Origin of the sequence: Thalassotalea sp. Sam97 (assembly GCF_041379765.1) — a bacterium.
GTDB classification, from domain to species: Bacteria; Pseudomonadota; Gammaproteobacteria; order Enterobacterales; family Alteromonadaceae; genus Thalassotalea_A; species Thalassotalea_A maritima.
Genome location: NZ_CP166919.1, coordinates 38,985 through 58,310 on the forward strand (window position 1 = coordinate 38,985; position 19,326 = coordinate 58,310).

Consider the following 19,326-nt stretch of genomic DNA (forward strand, 5'->3'; position numbering starts at 1 on the left):
AATGAGGCGCAAATGCAAGTACTTCCTGGACATCAATACCCTCTTGGAGCACATTATGATGGCCAAGGTACCAATTTTGCGCTGTTTTCTGCCAACGCCACAAAAGTGGAACTGTGTTTGTTTGATCAGCAAACCGAGAGTGAAATTGCGCGGATAGAGCTTTGTGAATATACCGATGAGGTATGGCATATCTATCTGCCAACTGTTAAGCCGGGATGCTTATATGGCTACCGAGTTCATGGCCCTTATGCGCCACATCAAGGCCATCGTTTTAATTCAGCAAAATTGCTAATAGACCCATACGCTAAAAAGCTTAATCGGCCATTCAGCTTCGACGACACCCTCTATGGTTTTGATACTCAATCAAGGCAGCAAGACTTACTGATCGATGATACCGACAATGCCGCGGTGATGCCTAAGTGCGTGGTGGTGGAGCCTTTACAGCCTATCAAGCACCACAGATATTCACGTTATACAAGCAACAGTCAAACCATTATTTATGAAACTCATGTTAAAGGATTTACCAAGCTTAACAAAGAGGTGCCGTTGCAACAACGTGGTACTTACAGCGGTTTGGCGCACGCGAGTGTGTTGCAATACCTGCAAAACTTGGGGATTAGTGCGGTAGAGTTACTGCCTGTGCATGCGTTTGCCGATGAATCTTTTGTCTTAGAAAAAGGCTTAAAAAATTATTGGGGCTATAACTCAATCGCTTTTTTTGCACCTGAGGTGCGCTATAGCACAGATAACGATATTGGCGAATTTCAGCGCATGGTTGCAACCATGCACGAAGCTGGGCTCGAAGTGATTCTTGACGTGGTATATAACCACACGGCTGAAGGAAACCATTTAGGGCCGACCTATAGCTTTAAAGGCATCGATAACGCTAGCTATTATCTACTTGATCATGAAGATAAGCGTTATTATGTCAACCACTCTGGTTGCGGTAACACCCTTAATATTGCTCATCCTAGGGTATTACAAATGGTGATGGACAGTTTAAGGTACTGGGTGGAAGTCATGGGGGTTGATGGCTTTCGTTTTGATTTAGCGCCTATTTTAGGTCGTAAAAACCGCCACGATAGTGATGCCTTTGATCGACAAAGTAGCTTTTTTACAGCTTTAAGGCAAGACCCTGTTTTGGCCAACGTACGCTTAATCGCCGAACCATGGGATATAGGCCATGGTGGTTACCAACTTGGCCAGTTCCCAGGGAATTGGCTGGAGTGGAATGATCGATTTCGCGATGCCGTGCGACGCTTTTGGCGTGGTGATGAAGGAATGGTGCCAGAGCTTGCACGTCGCTTACACGGCAGTGCTGATTTATTTGAGCATCATGGACGTCGCCCTTATGCTAGCGTCAATATGGTAACGAGCCATGATGGCTACACATTACATGATTTAGTGACCTATGAGCAGCGTCATAATCATGCCAATGGCGAAGCAAACCGAGATGGTCACGGTAGTAATTTCAGCTGTAATTATGGTGCTGAAGGAGAGACCTCTGATTTACGTACTCTACAAGTGCGACGACAACAAAAGCGCAATATTCTCGCAACGTTGTTTTTCGCGCAAGGTACGCCGATGTTGTTAGCGGGCGATGAACGTAATCATACTCAACAAGGCAATAATAACGCTTACTGTCAAGATAATGAGATGACTTGGCTAACATGGCATAAGGAGGATCTGCAGCAAGTTGAGTTTGTTAGGCAATTGATTGATTTGCGTAAGCAGCACCCATTATTAAATCGCTTGCACTATCAACATGGGCGGCAGATATCGACTAGGACGGGTTTAAAAGATCTAAGCTGGTTTAATTGTCATGGTGAACCGATGGACGAGAGCAATTGGCACAATAAGGCGTTGAAAAGCTTTGCGATGATGTTAGCAGATACTGAACATGAACCGTTGGTTGATGATGGCTTGCTGATTATTTTTAATGCGCACAGCCACGTAACCCAATTTCAGTTGCCTCATTTATTGGGGAGCTGGTCACAAATTATTGACACGGCTAACGAGCAAGCCCCTTTTTTACGCAGGCAAATTAGCGATACCCTGCTAACGATAGCTCCACATAGCACTCATGTGCTGAGTTACAGTCACACGGGACAATAGGATTTACCATGACAGCACTGCATATGCTTGCCCAACAAGTCGGTTTTCACCTAGGTTACCACGGTTTTTTTAATAATTGGGTGACGGTCAATGATGACGCATTAACAGCGTTGCTAACAGCCATGGGCTACGATGTTAGTAGTCCGCAGGCGATGCTGGATGCTACACAAGCGCTTCAATATCAGTCTTGGCTTAGGTTATTACCAGCGAGTCAGATTATTAATGAAGAAGACGAAAAATATCAGGTAACGGTGAGTGTAAAAGCGAGTGATTTATCTGAATGGTTGAGCTGGCGCTTTGATTTAGAAACTGGTCAAGTAATGACGGGACGTTGTGATGCACAGCAGCTTTCCGTTATTGAGCAACGTCACATTGATAATGAGCTTTATCTGCGGTTAACGTTACCGTTACCGAAAATAGACCAAGGGTATCATCGGTTATCGGTTGCCTTAGGTAAGCAACAAGCACAATGTTATGTCATTGTAGCCCCAAAAATGTGCTTAGTGCCGAGTGATATTGCTGACTATCGGATGTGGGGCTTGGCGGTACAGCTATATTCTTTGAAATCACAGCAAAGTTGGGGGATCGGTGACTTTGGTGATTTGCGCCGCTTGGTTAATGGCGCTGCTAGCCAAGGCATAGCGGCTATTGGCTTAAACCCTCTACATCCTTTGTTTCCGGCAAATCCCAACCATATTAGCCCGTATTCACCAAGCAGTCGCAGTTTTTATAATGTCAGTTATATTGACGTTTGTTCTGTTGATAACTTTAGTGACTGCCAAGCTGCGCAGCAATTGGTTCATTCTGAGGAATTTCAGCAACACTTAGCTCGTGCGAATCAAGCGCAATTGGTTGATTACAGCTATGCCGCACACCTTAAGCAGCAAGTGCTAGAGCTACTGTACCAAGATTTTGTCGATAATTGGCAAGATAGTGACTTTGCGATGGCCTATCGCGATTTTATATGCACCATTGGCGATGATTTGTTGGCGTTAGCGACATTTGATGCATTGCATGAGCATTTTCAGCAACAAGATGGAGGGGCTCATAGTTGGCAATCTTGGCCATTGGAATATCAAGATTATCACAGCGCTTCGGTGCTTGAATTTCAGCAGCAACATATTGAGCGTATTGGCTATTTTCAATTTTTACAATTTATTGCAGAAAGGCAGCTGGCTAAGGTCGCGAAAGATGCTAAACAACATGGCATGCCAATAGGTCTTTATCTGGATTTGGCTGTTGGCTGTGATGGTGGTGGTGCCGATGTGTGGGCTGATAAGCACAGCTATGTTGCTGGAGTTAGTATTGGTGCACCGCCTGATGCGATGAACCGTTTAGGGCAAAGCTGGGGGCTTACACCGATGAACCCAGTTACCTTGCAAGAACAAGGTTACCAACCTTTAGTCAAAGCGCTACGCAGCAATATGCGTCATGCAGGTGCGCTGCGGATTGATCATATTTTAGGGTTGCTACGACAATATTGGGTGGCACCTGGTATGGCAGCCGACCAAGGCGTATATATAAGTTTTCCTGTCGATGATATTTTTCGCATTATTGCTTTAGAGTCACATCGCAATCGGTGTGTGGTTGTTGGTGAAGATTTAGGTAACATACCAGATGGCTTTCGCGCTGTTATGGCTAAAGCTGGCTTATTATCTTATCGTGTATTGCCTTTTGAACGTTGGCCAAGTGGTTTGTTTTTTCGGCCTGAAATATATCCAGAGTTGGCAATGGCGACAGTTGCCACACATGATTTACCACCTTTGTTGGGATGGTGGCATGGTAATGATCTCGATTGGCGACAAAAATTAAATTTGTATCCAAACCAAGGCATAGCAGATGAAGAAAGACACAATCGCACTCAAGCGAAACAGCAGTTGCTGGCGGCGCTAGAATTTGAAGGTTTATTATTAACGACAGAAGATAAACAAGCGACACGTTCAATAAGCCAGCAGTGTTTAGTTGAGGCGGTGCAGCGGTTTTTGGCAAGAACCCCTAGTGCCATGTTGATGGTGCCTCTTGAGGATGCTCTGAACTTAACTGAGCAGGTAAATATTCCAGGTACCGTTGATGAGCACCCTAATTGGCGTCGACGTATGCCGTATAAGCTCGATGAGCTTTGGTCGCAGCAAAGCTTACAGCAGCTAATCAAAATTATGACACAAGAGCGACCTAAATCATCAACTTAGGTCGTTTAGGTAGGTTGAGAGTATGCTAAATACGGATATATTAAGCGACCGGTTCGCCATTTCGTGCTTGTAGCAGTCGGTACCAATCTTCTCGGCTGTAGCCAATATCAAGTGCGCGCATGGCGGCATTAATACGTTGTGGGTTTGTTGAGCCAATAATTGGGCAGATATTAACAGGGTGCTTCATTAACCATGCAAGCATGACGATCCATTTTTCTTCGTTGTAAATTTGGGCCTGACGATCTAATTCTTGGTGGATGCGAGCGATATCTGTTTCGCTAAAAGTATTTCCCCATGCTTCGTAAACAACGGTTGCGATAGGACACCAGGCCATAGCGGTGATATTATCCTTAAAGCATTGATCTAGAGTGCCATTTTCGAAAGCATCGACATTGTGAATGTTGATTTCTACTTGATTAGCAACCAATTTTTCTTGGGTGAATGATTGCAGCATGGTCAGCTGCGATGGTTTAAAGTTGCTCACGCCAAACTGTTTTACTTTCCCTTGTCGCTTTAATTGCTCAAAAGTTTCTGCGACTTCGTGTGGATCAAACAAATAATCAGGGCGATGTAATAAAAAGAGATCCAGCGCATCGACATTCAGTCGCTTGAGTGAGGCTTCGACTTCACTAATTAAGTGTTGTTTGCGAAAGTCATAGCGCTTTACACTATCTGGTTTACTTTCCACGGCAAAACGAATGCCAGCTTTACTGGTGATAATCAGTTTATCGCGCAATTCTGGCGATTCTTTCATAACCTCACCAAAAATGCTTTCGCATTGGCCGCCGCCGTAAATATTGGCATGATCAAAATGATTATAACCCGCGTCAATTGCTGTACGGATAGCGTGTTTGCCTTGAGCTACCGCTTGCGATGAACCATCACCATTGATGCGCATGCAACCGTAAACTAATCGAGATGATGGTAATGTTAAATGACCTATTTGAACTTGTTTGGCTGTGCCCATAGCAATACGTACCTTTGAATCGGTGTGATAAAGAGTGATAAACCACTATATTGTCGCTTTCAAGAGGGGCGTTTTCAAGACTAATTATCAGGGCTAGTTTTTTCCTGTGAATTTATTTGCTACTGTACCTGTTAACGTATTTTTTAACTTTTGGGGTGGCATTTCGATGTCGAAAGAGCGTTCAAATTGGCACAACCTATTTATTTATCTACTGGCCTTTAGCAGTGGCTTTTCTATTATGGGCATCGAGTTGTTGGGGGGTCGTATTCTTGCGCCTTACTTTGGTTCAAGCGTGCATGTTTGGGGCAGTATCATCACTGTATTCATGTTAGCGCTATCATTGGGTTATTTACTTGGTGGTCGTTGGTCTTTACATCAACCGTCATTGAAAAAGTATGGCGTTATTTTTATCGCGGCTGGATTAACGTTGTTGCCGTTAATACTCGCAGCGACAACGATGTTAGAGTGGGTGTTTACTTACTTTGATGATGCTCGCTACGGCTCGTTAATTGCGTCTTTGCTATTGTTTTTTATTCCGACGGTGATCCTCGGCATGATTTCCCCTTACTCGGTACGTTTGTTGGTGACTAATGAGCACGAAAGTGGTCATGTAGCGGGTATCCTTTATTTTGTGTCAACATTAGGTTCAGCTCTGGGCACCTTAGCGACATCGTTTTACTTAGTCTTATGGTTTGAAGTGAATACCATTTTGGTGACCTTTTGTACGCTATTGGCGTGTATTGGTCTTCTAGCGGTATTGGTCAGTTTTTGGGAGAGCAAATATGCCAAAGTTGCTTTGCAAGCATAACGTCGCATTTAGCGTTTTTTTAGCGACGATATTGTCATTTGCTACATCACCAGCTGTTGCCAAAGTCATCAAAGAAGAACGTTCTTTGTATCGTAATATATTGGTGGATGAACACGGTGAACGACGCTGTTTAAAGTTCTCCGTCAAGCGACGTACCTCGAGTCAGTCGTGCATTAACTTAAAACAGCCTAATAAGTTGGTATTTGATTACACAAAATTTATGATGGCTTCGTTGGTGTTTCACGCTAAGCCAGAACGAGTCCTCATTATTGGTTTAGGCGGTGGCACATTATCGAATGTATTACTGGATATGTACCCTAATATTGAGATTGATAATGTAGAAATTGATCCGGCGGTGGTGCGTGTCGCCCGTCAATATTTTAACTTCATAGAAACTGGCAATGTAAAAAGTCATACCCAAGACGGGCGTATATTCATCAAGCGGGCGCTATTAAAGTCGCAAAAATATGATGCTATTTTTCTTGATGCCTTCAATGGCGAATACATTCCGGAGCATTTATTGACCAAGGAGTTTTTGCAAGAAGCGCAAGCTCTTTTATCAGCTGATGGTATGTTGGTCGCAAATACATTTTCATCGAGCACTTTGTATGATCATGAGTCGGCCACCTATCATGCGGTTTTTGGTGGATTTTATGCCATCGAAAAAAGTTTCAAACGCGGCAATCGAGTCATTATTGTCAATATGGATAAAACGGTAAACACCGACGAAAATGTCGAATTACTGGCCCCAGCGTTAGGTAAATTTGATGTGGATGTTGCCGATATATTGTCACTCCTTGATTACCATCAGCCGACAGATTCTGAGGCGAGAGTGTTAACCGATCAATATTCACCAGCAAATCTGCTTTAGTTGTATCGTGCAGCGACGGCAGTTTTGTGTGTCGCTACAATATATTGCTCATCCTAACGAGCATTGCTTATAAGCTAGAAGCGAAAACCGCCGCCAATACTGTAAATTTCATATTGCTGCCCTTCTATTTCAAACACTTGCCATTGCGAGGTGAATATATAGTCGTCGTAATCAAACTCATAACCAACGCCATAAAACACATCTGTGCCATAGCGAATATTAGAATTTAGCTGATTCATTGCAGGAGTCAGAGCGTTTTGAGTTAATGAATCTTGTTGCTCAGCCAGCCATGCACCAATGCCAAATTTGGCAAATAATGACGATGAATTACCCAATGGTACAGAGCCTTTTACATTGACTAACACAGCGTTTAAATCACTACCAGGGGAAAACAGTGGCGAGGGGTTTTGCTGCAACCATTGAAAATCGTCGTAATCTGCTTCTAGGCCAAAATACGGAGTAATTTGTAACGCACTGCGGATAATGTCAGCGCTTGATTTTGGGTATAACTGCAAGCTATTCGTGGTGGATTCAGGTTGATTTTTGCTGTGTTGCCAAGCAAATGCGGAGAGGCTTTCTAGTGAGGTTTTTATGGTAATACTCGCCGCTTCTAAAGGCGCTATACTGTTGTTTACAGCCTTAGAGAACGACTCATTATCTGGGTGCTGCGGCTTACTCTCGGTATGCTCTTTGGTTGTTGGTGATGGCTCCGAGCTCGATGTGTTTTTATCTGTAGCTTGGCTTGTTTTTGTCGTGTCGGCTGTCGGCTGTTTTGTTGTTGGCAGTGACTGACTGGCATCAATCTCAGAGCCTGTTGATGTCAGTGATGGTTGTGAATCAATCGCTTGTGGCGTGTTCATATCTAAGCCGTGTTCAGTGGTCATGATAAACCATTTACTGATCGCTACGAGTATAAAGATAACCAGTAGGATAACAAGACTGCGTCGCATGTTTACCTCCCGTTATGGTGTTCTTGATGTCTTTGCTACACTTTAGATTGTGACAGAATTTTACTGTTTAGATAACCCTATTTGCGCGAATTTCTGAGCGAATCTTCGTTTGCTGCGCAACGCAACACCATCAGCAAATTAATGGGTCCACAATCGTGAAACTGGAGTGTTTATTTTGACTAATCAATTACCCAAGCAGTTTACACAACTCGTTGCAGCCGCCAAGCAAGCTTATGATAACGCGTATGCGCCTTATAGTAACTTTCAGGTAGGTGCCGCCGCACTAACCAAAAATGGCAACGTTGTCAGCGGCTGTAATGTCGAGAATGCCTCTTACGGTCTAACTATTTGTGCTGAGCGCAATTGCTTAGGTCAAGCGATAGCTAATGGCGAGCAACAGTTTGCATACATCGTAATTTATACCGAGATGAATAAGCTAACCCCACCTTGTGGTGCCTGCCGGCAAGTAATTGCTGAATTTTTAGATAGCGATGCCAATGTTTATGCCACCAATCATTTGGGGGATGTGGTGGCGTGGTCGGTTAAGACCATGTTACCGGATGCCTTTACCCCTAAAGACCTTACAGATTAGTTACTACAGCCTTATTCAGGAGCTACCATGTTTATTCCCCAAGAAATTATCCGCTTAAAACGTGACGGTCATAGCTTATCTGATGACTATATTCGCGCTTTTGTTGATGGCCTATCGTCAGGATCTTTTAATGATGCGCAAGTTGGCGCTATGGCCATGGCAATTTTACTTAAGGGCATGGATGTTGAAGAGACGGTAACATTAACTCAAGCAATGAAAGACTCTGGGCAGTCATTTAGTTGGCCTGATCTAGACGGGCCAATTGTCGATAAACATTCTACCGGCGGTGTCGGCGATAAAGTCAGTTTTATGTTAGCAGCTATTGTTGCCGCTAATGGCGGTTATGTACCGATGATCTCCGGTCGCGGTCTTGGCCATACCGGCGGCACAGTCGATAAGCTGGAGTCGATCCCTGGGTTTGATGTACAACCGAGCGAACAGCGCTTTCAGGAGTTGGTAAAGCAAATAGGTGTGGCGATTATCGGTCAAACAAGCAATATTGCTCCGGCAGATAAACGTTTGTATGGCATTCGCGATGTGACGGCTACGGTAGATTCAATACCATTGATTACCGCATCCATTTTGTCGAAAAAGTTAGCCGCAGGCTTGGATACCTTGGTGATGGATGTAAAAGTTGGTAATGGAGCCATGATGCAAAGCATTGATGACGCTAAGGCGTTAGCAACCAGTATCGTTAATGTTGCTAACGGTGCTGGCGTTAAAACACAGGCCTTGATTACCGATATGAATCAGGTTCTTGGTACAAGCGCAGGAAATGCCGTTGAAATCATCGAAACATTAGAATACTTGACTACATCGTGTCGTAACCCGCGTTTACATGAGGTTGTGTCAGGTTTGGCGGCAGCCATGTTAATCGATGGCAAACTAGCCAATAATCAGCAGCAAGCACAACAAATGGTTGATACGGTACTCGATAATGGTCAAGCCGCTGAAGTGTTTGCAAAAATGATTGCCGCTATGGGCGGACCAGTTGATTTTATTGAAAATTACCACCAATATTTGCCCAAAGCCAATGTTTTGGCTGATATCAAAGCACCGCATGATGGTGTGATTAGCGCGATGCAAACTCGTGATATCGGTATGCTTGTCGTGGGTCTCGGTGGCGGTCGTTTAAGTAACGATGCGCAAATCGATCACAGTGTTGGCTTTGACCACATTGTTGGTGTTGGTCATCATGTTAGCAAAGGCGATGTGATTGCACGAATACATGCTAAAGATGCTCAGCAGGCAGCAAAAGCGAGTGCGGATTACCTTTCGAAAGTAACCATCAGTGACAGTGCGCAAAATACAGAAACGCCGGTTATTTATCAGGTTATTAGTTAACGCATTTGTTAGACTTTCACAGGATAAGCTTTCAAAAGAGACTTTACTCACCACTTTGACCTGTGGTTATTGTGCAACGTGATGTGTCCGATAAAGTTTATTGGTAACTATCTACAAGGTGTATTGCTTTTGGTATGATGCCGATAAGTAAAACATAATTTTTACAAATAGATATGTCCTCATTAGCCACAGGTGTTGTGTTTCTCTCGGCAGCGGTTATCGCTGTTCCTATTTTTAGTCGCTTTAAATTGGGTGCCATTCTTGGCTACTTAGCGGCTGGAGTTATTGTTGGTCCATCCGTACTCGCATTATTTGATGATCCTGAGCAAGTGCTGCATTTTGCTGAGCTTGGTGTGGTGTTTCTATTATTCATCATCGGTTTAGAGTTAGAGCCGGAAAAACTGATGCGAATGCGCAATAAGATTGTTTTTATTGGTGGAGGGCAATTGCTGTTATGCGCAGCGGTAATTGGTGGTACCGCTTTGTTGTTTGGCTTGAGTTGGCAGATCGCCTTAGTCATCGGCTTGGCATTGGCATTGTCGTCAACAGCGTTTGCTGTCGGCTTAATGGATGAGAAGCAAATACTTAAAACCCCAATGGGGCAAAAAGGTTTATCAATACTGCTGATGCAAGACATGGCAGTGATCCCGATTGTGTTACTGGTGTCATATTTATCTGGAGCAAGTGCTGCCGATGCGCCGGCTTGGTGGGTCAGTGTTGCTATTATTATCGGCGTCTTAGTCAGTGGTCGTTATCTAATTAATCCTTTACTGAGACTGATGTCGCAATATGGCAGTAGTGAAGTTATGACGGCATCAGCGCTACTGATTGTTTGTGCGACAGCTTGGGTTATGCAAGTGGCACACCTATCGATGGGATTAGGTGCCTTTTTGGCTGGTGTTTTGTTGGCAAACTCTACTTTCCGGCATCAACTGGAAGTTGAAATAGCGCCGTTTAAAGGTTTGTTACTGGGCTTGTTTTTCATGGCAGTAGGCATGAATATTGAATTATCGCTACTATGGCAAAATGCCATGATAGTGCCGATGGCTATTGCCTTAATCGTTACCAAAACGTTGATCATTTATTTGTTGGTTCGGTTCAATAATCGACAAGGTACTCATCCATTGCGATTAGCGTTAATGCTTTCACAAGGTGGTGAGTTCGCGTTTGTGATTTTTAACGTTGCTACTCAAGGTGGCTTGTTACCAAGTAAAATAGCCGATGAAGCAACCTTGGTCGTGGGTATTTCTATGGCACTAACCTCGCCATTGGTGATGGCATATGAATACTTACAACGACAAAAAAGCGCTCAACCTGAATACGATCAGCAGACCGATGTCGTTGAACCTGAAGTTATCATTGCCGGTTTTGGCCGATTCGGTCAAATTGCAGGGCGTATTTTATCGGCCAATAATATTCCCTTTACAGCGCTAGATAATAACGCGCAACATATTGAATTTATTAAAAAGTTTGGCAACAAAGTGTTTTTTGGTGATGCGACCAACTTAAAGTTGTTGCAAGCCGCAGGGGTTAAACACGCGCGTGTCATGTTCATTGCCGCGGATTCAGATAAGCATGGTTTGCAAATAGCAAAGGTAGTAAAAGAGCATTACCCGCACATTAAAATCATTGCCCGTGCGAAAAGTCGTATTAGTGTTTTACAGTTTCGTGATATTGGTGTTTACAGCAGTGTCCGAGAAATGTTTGACAGTTCACTGCATGCAGCAAAACTAGTATTACAAGAATATGGTTTTGATGAAGCGCGTGCTGAATATATGGTGCAAGTGTTTAAGATGCACGATGAAGAACTACTAGATAAGTCATATCATAAGCAACATTACGATTTGCAAGAAGTCATTAAAGTCGCCAATCAAGGCCGTGCTGAGCTCGAGACTCTGTTTAAGCAGGATCACCAACAATAATGACGGCGTTTTCCGATAAAATTCTGATCAGCAGTTGCCTATTGGGTAATCCTGTTCGCTATGATGGACAAAGCAAAGGTTTGATTCACCCACAAATAACAACTTGGCAGCAACAAGGTAAGTTAGTTTTGATTTGTCCCGAAGTTGCTGGCGGATTACCTGTTCCGAGGCCTAGAGCAGAACAACGTAACGGTAAGGTGATTGATGAGTATGGTAACGATGTCAGTGAAGCGTTTACGCGAGGTGCCGAAGCAGCCTTAGCATTATGTAAAGCGCAGCAGATAGGTTTTGCTTTATTAAAGGAATTTAGTCCATCTTGTGGTAGTAGCCAAGTGTATGATGGTCAGTTTAATGGCACGAAAATTCAAGGCCAAGGGGAAACGGCTAAGCTACTTACCGAGCATGGCATTGGTGTTTATAGTGAGTTAACCTTGTCACAACTTATCAATGATTATCAAGCCCTATGTGGTCACTAGCATTGACCACCACAGCAAAACATAACGAGAAAAATAATGATCAAACACGTTGTAACATTCGCTTTTTCACTACTACTCATAGCGTGCGCTACCGAGCGAAATGATAATAGAAATGACGCTGAACAGCAGTTAATCAAGATAATTGCACAGGAGCAGCAATATCGTCGTAGCCAAGACCCTTTTGTTAAAGAAAATAACATTCTTTATTACGACCTATCGCCGACCGCATTGGCTGAAAAGCATCAAGTTATAAGCGATATTTACCAAAGGTTACAACAAATTGATGTGACCAAGCTTGCCAAGCAGCAACAAATTAATCACGCGATATTATCGTATAAACTGAAGAATGACATAGATTCATATAATAATCTCGATCATTACTTACCGATTACTGCTGAAGCGGGTTTTCATGCGTATTTAACCTTTATGGTATCACGCTCAAGCTTTCAGTCTTTAGCTGACTATGATTTATATTTACAGCGATTAGCGGCATTGCCTGAATATTTTCAACAGCAAATAGCTTGGATGCGCAAAGGGTTAGCAAACGGTATGACCCAGCCACAAGTGGTATTAACTGGTTTCGAGCAATCAATCAGTGCTTTTATTGTTGATGATGTAACCGCCAGTGATTTTTATCAGCCATTTGTTCAGCTACCAAAATATTTAAGCGATGCTGAACAGCAACGTTTGCGCAATGACGCAAAACAAGTGATTCATGATTCGGTATTGTCGTCGTATCAGCAGTTTTATGATTTTATGGTGGACGAATATATCCCCGGAGCACGACAAACGATTGCGGCAAAAGATTGGCCTAATGGTGAGGCTATTTATAAAAACCGCGTCAAACATTACACCACGTTGAATTTGAGCGTTGATGAGATCCATCAAATTGGCTTAGACGAAGTTGCGCGTATCCGTGATGAGATGGAAGATATTATCGAACAAGTGGGCTTTGACGGAAGTTTTGCTGAATTTGTTGAATTTTTGCGTACCGATCCAAAATTTTACGCAACCACTCCAGAGCAATTACTTAAAGAAGCGTCATATCTTGCCAAGCAAGCCGATGCCCAATTACCTCGATTTTTTAAAACACTACCGCGTACACCATATGGTGTTATTGCGGTACCGGCGGCAATCGCCCCGAAATATACAACTGGGCGTTATTCCGGGCCAGCTAAGGATGATCAGCCTGGGAACTACTGGGTAAATACCTACGCACTGGAGCGTCGCCCATTGTACGTTTTAGAAGCGCTAACCTTACATGAAGCGGTGCCAGGGCACCATCTACAAGGCTCGATTGCAAGAGAAATGACTGATGTTCCTGAATTTCGCAGACAAACCTATATTTCAGCGTTCGGTGAAGGTTGGGGTCTATACTCAGAGTACTTGGGGTTAGAAATGGGCTTTTATCAAGATCCTTACGCTAACTTTGGTCGTTTAACGTATGAAATGTGGCGAGCAGTTCGCTTAGTGGTTGATACCGGTATGCATATGAAAGGCTGGACTCGTCAACAGGCGAAGGACTATTTAGCCAGTAATTCGGCACTCTCACTACATAATGTAAAGACGGAAATCGATCGTTATATTTCTTGGCCAGGACAAGCGCTGTCATACAAGCTTGGCGAGATCACCATCAAACGCTTGCGTGCAAAAGCAGAAGTCGCGCTTGGTGCACACTTTGATATTCGCGAATTTCATGATCGTATTCTCGAAAATGGCTCTATTCCATTGTCGATGTTAGAGCAAACAATTGAAGCTTATATCGCTGACAAAAAACGACGCGCTAATGGCTTGACGGGGTACGGGGCGTTAAATTCGCTAAAAAAGATTGATAAGGATGAGAGTCGGGTCTGAAAGGGCCCGTAAAGGCAAGGCATGCAAAGTACAGATCAATAACGGCTGAATTGCAAATAAAGGTAAGCCCCCACTATACCTTAGTCGGCAGTCCCGCTGTCATCATCAATGTGCAATGCACGTTGACCTAAGACCGGTAACTTTGCGTCCCTAACTTTCGTCAGGTTTGCCTTGGACGAGCTAAAAGTAAGTAGCCCTATTCGAGATTATAGACAAAACTTTTATTCTGTAAAATATTTTTTGAAAACTTTTAGATAAATATCCAAAAATATCAATAAAGTACCATAACCACATGAATCACAGGACTTAATATGAGCCAAGTTCTTAACGAATTGTTAACGCTGCTGCAGCTGGAAGCGTTGGATGACAACCTTTACCTAGGGCAAAGTCAGGACTTAGGTTTTCCGGCTTTATTTGGTGGCCAAGTAATAGGCCAAGCGCTATCCGCAGCGAAACAAACTGTCGATAGTCAACGCACACTGCATTCTTTCCATAGCTACTTTTTGTTGCCTGGCGATGCGAAAAAACCAGTGACGTACTTAGTTGATACAACCCGTGATGGCAAAAGTTTTTCTGCAAGACGGGTACAAGCCATGCAAAATGGTAAAGTAATTTTTACTTTAATGGCATCGTTTCAAATTGAGGAAAGCGGTTTTGAGCATCAAGATGCCATGCCTGATGTTACGCCCCCTGAGCAGCTTTTATCACTGGAAGAATTGCAGTTGCAGTATAAAGATCGTATTCCTGAGCAATTACACAGTGTAGTGTTTGCTGAAAGGCCGATAGAATTTCGACCTGCAAAAGATTATGACTGGCTCACACCAGAAAAATCGTCGCCAAGTAATCAGGTGTGGATGCGCGCAAAATCTACGATGCCTGATGATTTAAGGGTTCATCGCTATTTGTTGGGTTACGCGTCTGACTATAATTTTCTACCGACGGCTTTACATCCACATGGCTGCAGCATGTGGTCGCCAAAACTGCAGGTCGCAACCATAGATCATGCGATGTGGTTTCATCGTCCGTTTCGTTTTGATGATTGGTTGCTATACGATATTGACAGCCCATCAGCGAGCGGTGGCCGTGGTTTAGTGCGCGGTAAAATATATAATCGCCAGGGGCAGCTTGTTGCATCTACGATCCAGGAGGGTGTTATTCGCCAGTGGTAGTATCGACAGTTAGAGCAGATATGGGGCATCATACCTGCTCCTTGCATTTGCAGCGGGTTAGTCAGGCACTACTTGTTTAAAGCACTGTTGCTGATGGCGCCCTGCCAGTCATGACCTGTTGGGGTTTGAAATAATCGTAATTCAAAGATTGGCGCAATGGCTAACATATGATCAAAAATATCCGCTTGAATATTTTCATAATTTACCCAAGCAGTATCATTACTGAAAAAGTACAGCTCTAATGGTAAACCCATTTCAGTGGGCGGCAGTTGCCGCACCATGCATGTCATGTTGCCATGAACGTTAGGGTGATTGCGTAAATATTCGCTGATATAGGCTCGAAAAGTACCAATATTGGTTAATCTGCGAATGTTTGGGTTATCGGCGTCATGATAACCTTTCTGTTTGTTGTAATCGTTTAGCTGGCTGCTTTTTTGGCTTAGGTACTCTTTTAAAAAGTCGAGTTTTGACAATTTATCGAGTAACGCCTGATCACAAAACTGAATGCTATTCATATCTATATTAATACTGCGCTTGATACGGCGCCCGCCAGATTTTGCCATCCCTCCCCAGTTTTTGAATGACTCACTGACCAGCGCATAGGTTGGAATTGTGCTGATGGTATTATCGAAGTTTTTCACTTTAACGGTGGTCAGAGCGATTTCTTGTACATCGCCGTCAGCGCCATATTGTGGCATTGTAATCCAGTCACCCGGTGCCACCATCTTATTGGCGGATACTTGGATACTGGCGACGAGCCCTTTGATGGTGTCTTGAAAGACCAAAATCAATACCGCGGTCAGCGCACCTAAACCACTTAATAAATAGACTGGATTCTTATTGATAGCGATCGAAATCGCGAGGATGATTGCGACCAAATAAATGGCGAGCTTTATCAATTGGATGGTAGCGGTGAGTGGTAGATAGTTGTCTTTACTCTTGGCACCTAGTTGGTGATTAACAACACTAAGTAGAGCACTGAAACATTGTGCCACTTGCATGGTTAGCAAGATTTTTGCGAATAGCTCGATACCATAGGCTAGCTCGGGACTATCACCGATAAACAATTGGTGCAGTGCCAATAACAGCACCGTGGGTACCAGTCTGGCGATGCGGCCAAATACATTATGCTCAATTAGTAGATCATCAATGGTATTGCTAGAACGCAGTACTAAGCGATGTACTGCGGTGAGTACATAATGTTTGCTTATATAAAAGCTTAACCAACAAATAATCAGTAACAGTGACAGCCCAATAGCTGCCGTCAGGGGGGTATGCAGGGAGGGGTCTATTGCTAATTTTTGCAACCACTGGTTTATCAATTCGGCCATAGCATCACAATATTAAAGAATATTTATATGCTCTAGGTTAACGGCAGACGTTAGATTGAGCAAGCTTGTTCACCGTTCAACTTTATTTATGTTGTTGTAATCGATATAAAAAGTTGATTTCAATGAGGCGTCGTATAGGTGTGGCTATAATTTGCCATACGTGATGCTTCATTGTGACTTCCTCCGTGGTGAGCTTTAATCACTTGCAACCTTTCATATCAATATAACAACATGAAAATATTTCTAAATAGACGTTAATTGCACGTTGCTTAATCCGCTTGATTCTGGTTATTGTAGAAAATACAAACAAAGGTCAACACGCCCTAGGTGCTGTTAAAAATATACGGCTGAGGATGAGTTAACGCTATGCAGTTTAAACGGATCGTTATTAAGGTTGGGAGTGCACTGATTGCGCCAGAGGGCACAAGCTGCAAGGTAAGCAGCGTTTTGCCGATCGCTCAGTTTATTCAGCAGTGGCAGCAGGCAGGGGTAGAAGTCGTGTTAGTGTCATCGGGTGCGGTGGCTGCAGGTCGCGTTCATGTGGCTCATGGTAGTCGTAATGTGTCTATTACAACGAAGCAAGCGATGGCGTCGGTTGGGCAATCGTTGTTAATGAGCCACTGGCAACGATTTTTCGATAATGCCTGTGCGCAGTTGTTAATTACCCATGACGATTTAAAAGATCGAGCACGCTATCTGAATATAAAAAACACCTTAAGAACGTTATTAGCCAATGACATCCTGCCGATTGTTAATGAGAATGATACTGTGGCAACACAAGAGCTGAAAGTCGGTGACAATGACAACCTCGCAGCCCTTGTAGCAATGGTTTGTGACGCCGATGCATTAGTTATTTTAAGTGATGTAGATGGTATTTTTGACAGCGACCCTCGTTCCAATCAGCAAGCTAAGCTAGTTAACAACATACCAAAAATTACCGAGGCAATTTATGTAATGGCGGGCGGTACCAGCAACGCTATAGCAACCGGCGGTATGCGCACCAAAATTGAGGCGGCAGAAAAAGCAACGCTGCACGGTATTGATACCTTTATTATCAATGGCAGTAAATCGGAACACTTTAGCCGTATGCTCGAAGGTTCCTGCCCGGGTAGTCATTTTAAAGCACAAAAACCGTTATTGAAGGCGAAAAAGCATTGGTTGCAGCAAACCTTGCCGTCAACAGGTCGCATAGTTATCGACCAAGGTGCTCGAGATGCCTTACGAGATAACGGCGCATCGCTGTTAGCAACGGGTATCATTGCCGTTGAAGGTTATTTTGTAAAAGGCGATGCGGTGAACGTTGTGGCACAACCTGATAATCAGCTCGTCGCCAAAGGCATTGTTCAATATAGTCAGCAAGAATTACAAAAAATTATTGGCAAAAAATCTCAACAGTTTGTTGAGGTTCTAGGTTATTGCCCTGCAACAGAAGTGATCCATCGCGATGACATGGTGATACAACCCGTATTACCAGAGGAAGATATATGACAGAATTTGCTATTGAACAGGCCGCTAGTCAGGCCAAACAAGTCGCGCCAATAATCGCCAGTTTAGCAACAGCGGATAAAAACAATTTACTGCACTTGATAGCGACTCAAATTAATGAGTCTAAAGCGCAGATCCTCAGTGAAAATAGTAAAGATATTCGTGCTGCGAAAAGCCGAGGATTGAGTGAGGCAATGATAGATCGCTTATTACTTACCGAGGCACGTATTGACGCTATTGCGACGGCAATTTGTAGCATTGCAGAGTTGGCCGATCCTGTTGGTGAAAAGGCCGACATAAAAATACGCCCAAATGGCATCGAAGTGAGCAGGATGCGTATACCTTTAGGGGTGATTGCGATGATTTACGAAGCACGTCCCAATGTCACCGCCGAAGCTGCGGCGCTGTGTATTAAGTCAGGTAATGTGGTGGTATTGCGTGGTGGTAGTGAGGCGATTCATTCTAATTTGGCAATCGCAGCTGTGATCAAAAAATGCTTGTTGAAAATGCATTTGCCAGAACAATTGGTGACCATTATTCCCGATACATCCCGCGATGTTATTGCCAAGCTACTGACATTAAATCAGTATATCGATTTAGTGATCCCACGCGGTGGTGAAGGGTTAATTCGTTATGTCACCGACCATGCCAGAATCCCTGTTATTCAGCATTTCAAGGGGGTGTGTCATTTATTCATCGATAAGTTTGCTGATACTAACAAAGCCATCGACATTCTGATCAATGGTAAAGCTCAGCGACCAAGTGCCTGTAATGCGATTGAAACATTACTTATCCACCGTGATATCGCCACTGAGGTATTACCGAAGATAAGTGAAGCGTTGGCACAATCATCTGTAACAGTGCATGCTTGTGGTGAGAGTTTATCTTATTTTTCGGGAGCAGCATTGGCATCAGAGCAAGACTATCATGCGGAGTACTTAGCGCTGGAGCTGGCGATTAAAGTGGTCAATGGCTTTGATCAAGCGATTGAACATATTCGCCAATTTGGCTCAGATCATACTGAAGTTATTGTGACTCAGGATATAACGAGAGCCCAACGATTTGTACGTAATATCAATTCGTCGGTGGTCATGGTCAATGCCTCATCTCGGTTCTCAGACGGTGGTGAGTTGGGCTTAGGCAGCGAGATAGGTATTTCAACCAGTCGTTTGCACGCTTATGGGCCGATGGGCTTACAAGCGCTAACAACACAAAAATATGTGGTTATTGGTGATGGCCAAGTGCGCCAGTAA

Annotated in this window: 15 protein-coding genes and 1 riboswitch; of the genes, 12 read left to right on the forward strand and 3 right to left on the reverse strand. The window is 43.6% G+C overall.

The window, feature by feature from the left end:
• The first annotated feature begins 12 nt into the window (after positions 1-12).
• Entirely contained in the window at positions 13-2,115 is a 2,103-nt protein-coding gene (glgX, locus tag ACAX20_RS00180) for a glycogen debranching protein GlgX (RefSeq protein WP_371187503.1), read from the forward strand.
• A gap of 8 nt (positions 2,116-2,123) precedes the next feature.
• Positions 2,124-4,304 carry a 4-alpha-glucanotransferase gene (malQ, locus tag ACAX20_RS00185; RefSeq protein WP_371187505.1) on the forward strand — a complete coding sequence of 727 codons (2,181 nt, stop codon included), beginning with the start codon at positions 2,124-2,126 and terminating at the stop codon, positions 4,302-4,304.
• A gap of 40 nt (positions 4,305-4,344) precedes the next feature.
• Here malQ and ACAX20_RS00190 read toward each other — a convergent pair whose 3' ends face one another.
• Positions 4,345-5,271 (reverse strand): aldo/keto reductase family oxidoreductase, encoded by a 927-nt coding sequence (locus ACAX20_RS00190; RefSeq protein WP_371187507.1) that lies wholly within the window; start codon positions 5,269-5,271, stop codon positions 4,345-4,347.
• Between the two features lie 166 nt (positions 5,272-5,437).
• Here ACAX20_RS00190 and ACAX20_RS00195 point away from each other — a divergent pair, with 166 nt between their 5' ends.
• Positions 5,438-6,079, forward strand: a complete 642-nt coding sequence (locus ACAX20_RS00195; protein ID WP_371189678.1) for a fused MFS/spermidine synthase — start codon at positions 5,438-5,440, stop codon at positions 6,077-6,079.
• Complete coding sequence (locus tag ACAX20_RS00200; protein ID WP_371187509.1) at positions 6,054-6,950, forward strand: spermidine synthase; 897 nt, start codon at positions 6,054-6,056, stop codon at positions 6,948-6,950. The genes ACAX20_RS00195 and ACAX20_RS00200 overlap by 26 nt, the downstream gene beginning before the upstream one ends.
• Before the next feature lie 74 nt (positions 6,951-7,024).
• Here ACAX20_RS00200 and ACAX20_RS00205 read toward each other — a convergent pair whose 3' ends face one another.
• Positions 7,025-7,900 carry a hypothetical protein gene (locus ACAX20_RS00205; RefSeq protein ID WP_371187511.1) on the reverse strand — a complete coding sequence of 292 codons (876 nt, stop codon included), beginning with the start codon at positions 7,898-7,900 and terminating at the stop codon, positions 7,025-7,027.
• 175 nt (positions 7,901-8,075) lie between these two features.
• Between ACAX20_RS00205 and cdd the strand changes: the two genes are divergently transcribed.
• From cdd to tesB, 6 genes are all read left to right on the forward strand, one after another.
• Complete coding sequence (gene cdd, locus ACAX20_RS00210) at positions 8,076-8,492, forward strand: cytidine deaminase (RefSeq protein ID WP_371187513.1); 417 nt, start codon at positions 8,076-8,078, stop codon at positions 8,490-8,492.
• 27 nt (positions 8,493-8,519) lie between these two features.
• Positions 8,520-9,836: a thymidine phosphorylase gene (deoA, locus tag ACAX20_RS00215; RefSeq protein WP_371187515.1), complete on the forward strand. Its 1,317-nt coding sequence runs from the start codon at positions 8,520-8,522 to the stop codon at positions 9,834-9,836.
• Between the two features lie 173 nt (positions 9,837-10,009).
• Positions 10,010-11,758, forward strand: coding sequence for a monovalent cation:proton antiporter-2 (CPA2) family protein (locus tag ACAX20_RS00220; RefSeq protein ID WP_371187517.1), 1,749 nt, complete (start codon positions 10,010-10,012; stop codon positions 11,756-11,758).
• Positions 11,758-12,234 (forward strand): DUF523 domain-containing protein, encoded by a 477-nt coding sequence (locus tag ACAX20_RS00225; protein ID WP_371187519.1) that lies wholly within the window; start codon positions 11,758-11,760, stop codon positions 12,232-12,234. The genes ACAX20_RS00220 and ACAX20_RS00225 overlap by 1 nt, the downstream gene beginning before the upstream one ends.
• A gap of 36 nt (positions 12,235-12,270) precedes the next feature.
• On the forward strand, positions 12,271-14,088 hold the full coding sequence (locus tag ACAX20_RS00230; protein ID WP_371187521.1) for a DUF885 family protein: 1,818 nt from the start codon (positions 12,271-12,273) through the stop codon (positions 14,086-14,088).
• Between the two features lie 83 nt (positions 14,089-14,171).
• Positions 14,172-14,269, reverse strand: a riboswitch (cyclic di-GMP riboswitch).
• Between the two features lie 130 nt (positions 14,270-14,399).
• Positions 14,400-15,257 carry an acyl-CoA thioesterase II gene (tesB, locus tag ACAX20_RS00235; protein WP_371187523.1) on the forward strand — a complete coding sequence of 286 codons (858 nt, stop codon included), beginning with the start codon at positions 14,400-14,402 and terminating at the stop codon, positions 15,255-15,257.
• A 68-nt stretch (positions 15,258-15,325) separates the two neighbouring features.
• On the opposite strand, the gene ACAX20_RS00240 is transcribed toward tesB, so the two are convergent.
• Positions 15,326-16,588, reverse strand: a complete 1,263-nt coding sequence (locus ACAX20_RS00240; protein ID WP_371187525.1) for a mechanosensitive ion channel family protein — start codon at positions 16,586-16,588, stop codon at positions 15,326-15,328.
• A gap of 366 nt (positions 16,589-16,954) precedes the next feature.
• On the opposite strand from ACAX20_RS00240, the gene proB reads away from it, so the two are divergent.
• Both proB and ACAX20_RS00250 read left to right on the forward strand, forming a co-directional pair.
• Positions 16,955-18,076: a glutamate 5-kinase gene (proB, locus tag ACAX20_RS00245; RefSeq protein ID WP_371187527.1), complete on the forward strand. Its 1,122-nt coding sequence runs from the start codon at positions 16,955-16,957 to the stop codon at positions 18,074-18,076.
• A complete protein-coding gene (locus ACAX20_RS00250; RefSeq protein WP_371187529.1) occupies positions 18,073-19,326 on the forward strand; it encodes a glutamate-5-semialdehyde dehydrogenase in 1,254 nt (417 codons plus the stop codon). The genes proB and ACAX20_RS00250 overlap by 4 nt, the downstream gene beginning before the upstream one ends.

Coding starts and splice junctions, on each gene's coding strand:
- ACAX20_RS00200 (WP_371187509.1), top strand. CDS start 6,054: ATGCCAAAGTTGCTTTGCAAGCATAACGTCGCATTTAGCGTTTTTTTA.
- ACAX20_RS00225 (WP_371187519.1), top strand. CDS start 11,758: ATGACGGCGTTTTCCGATAAAATTCTGATCAGCAGTTGCCTATTGGGT.
- ACAX20_RS00220 (WP_371187517.1), top strand. CDS start 10,010: ATGTCCTCATTAGCCACAGGTGTTGTGTTTCTCTCGGCAGCGGTTATC.
- malQ (WP_371187505.1), top strand. CDS start 2,124: ATGACAGCACTGCATATGCTTGCCCAACAAGTCGGTTTTCACCTAGGT.
- proB (WP_371187527.1), top strand. CDS start 16,955: ATGCAGTTTAAACGGATCGTTATTAAGGTTGGGAGTGCACTGATTGCG.
- ACAX20_RS00205 (WP_371187511.1), bottom strand. CDS start 7,900: ATGCGACGCAGTCTTGTTATCCTACTGGTTATCTTTATACTCGTAGCG.
- ACAX20_RS00250 (WP_371187529.1), top strand. CDS start 18,073: ATGACAGAATTTGCTATTGAACAGGCCGCTAGTCAGGCCAAACAAGTC.
- ACAX20_RS00230 (WP_371187521.1), top strand. CDS start 12,271: ATGATCAAACACGTTGTAACATTCGCTTTTTCACTACTACTCATAGCG.
- ACAX20_RS00195 (WP_371189678.1), top strand. CDS start 5,438: ATGTCGAAAGAGCGTTCAAATTGGCACAACCTATTTATTTATCTACTG.
- tesB (WP_371187523.1), top strand. CDS start 14,400: ATGAGCCAAGTTCTTAACGAATTGTTAACGCTGCTGCAGCTGGAAGCG.
- ACAX20_RS00240 (WP_371187525.1), bottom strand. CDS start 16,588: ATGGCCGAATTGATAAACCAGTGGTTGCAAAAATTAGCAATAGACCCC.
- ACAX20_RS00190 (WP_371187507.1), bottom strand. CDS start 5,271: ATGGGCACAGCCAAACAAGTTCAAATAGGTCATTTAACATTACCATCA.
- glgX (WP_371187503.1), top strand. CDS start 13: ATGCAAGTACTTCCTGGACATCAATACCCTCTTGGAGCACATTATGAT.
- deoA (WP_371187515.1), top strand. CDS start 8,520: ATGTTTATTCCCCAAGAAATTATCCGCTTAAAACGTGACGGTCATAGC.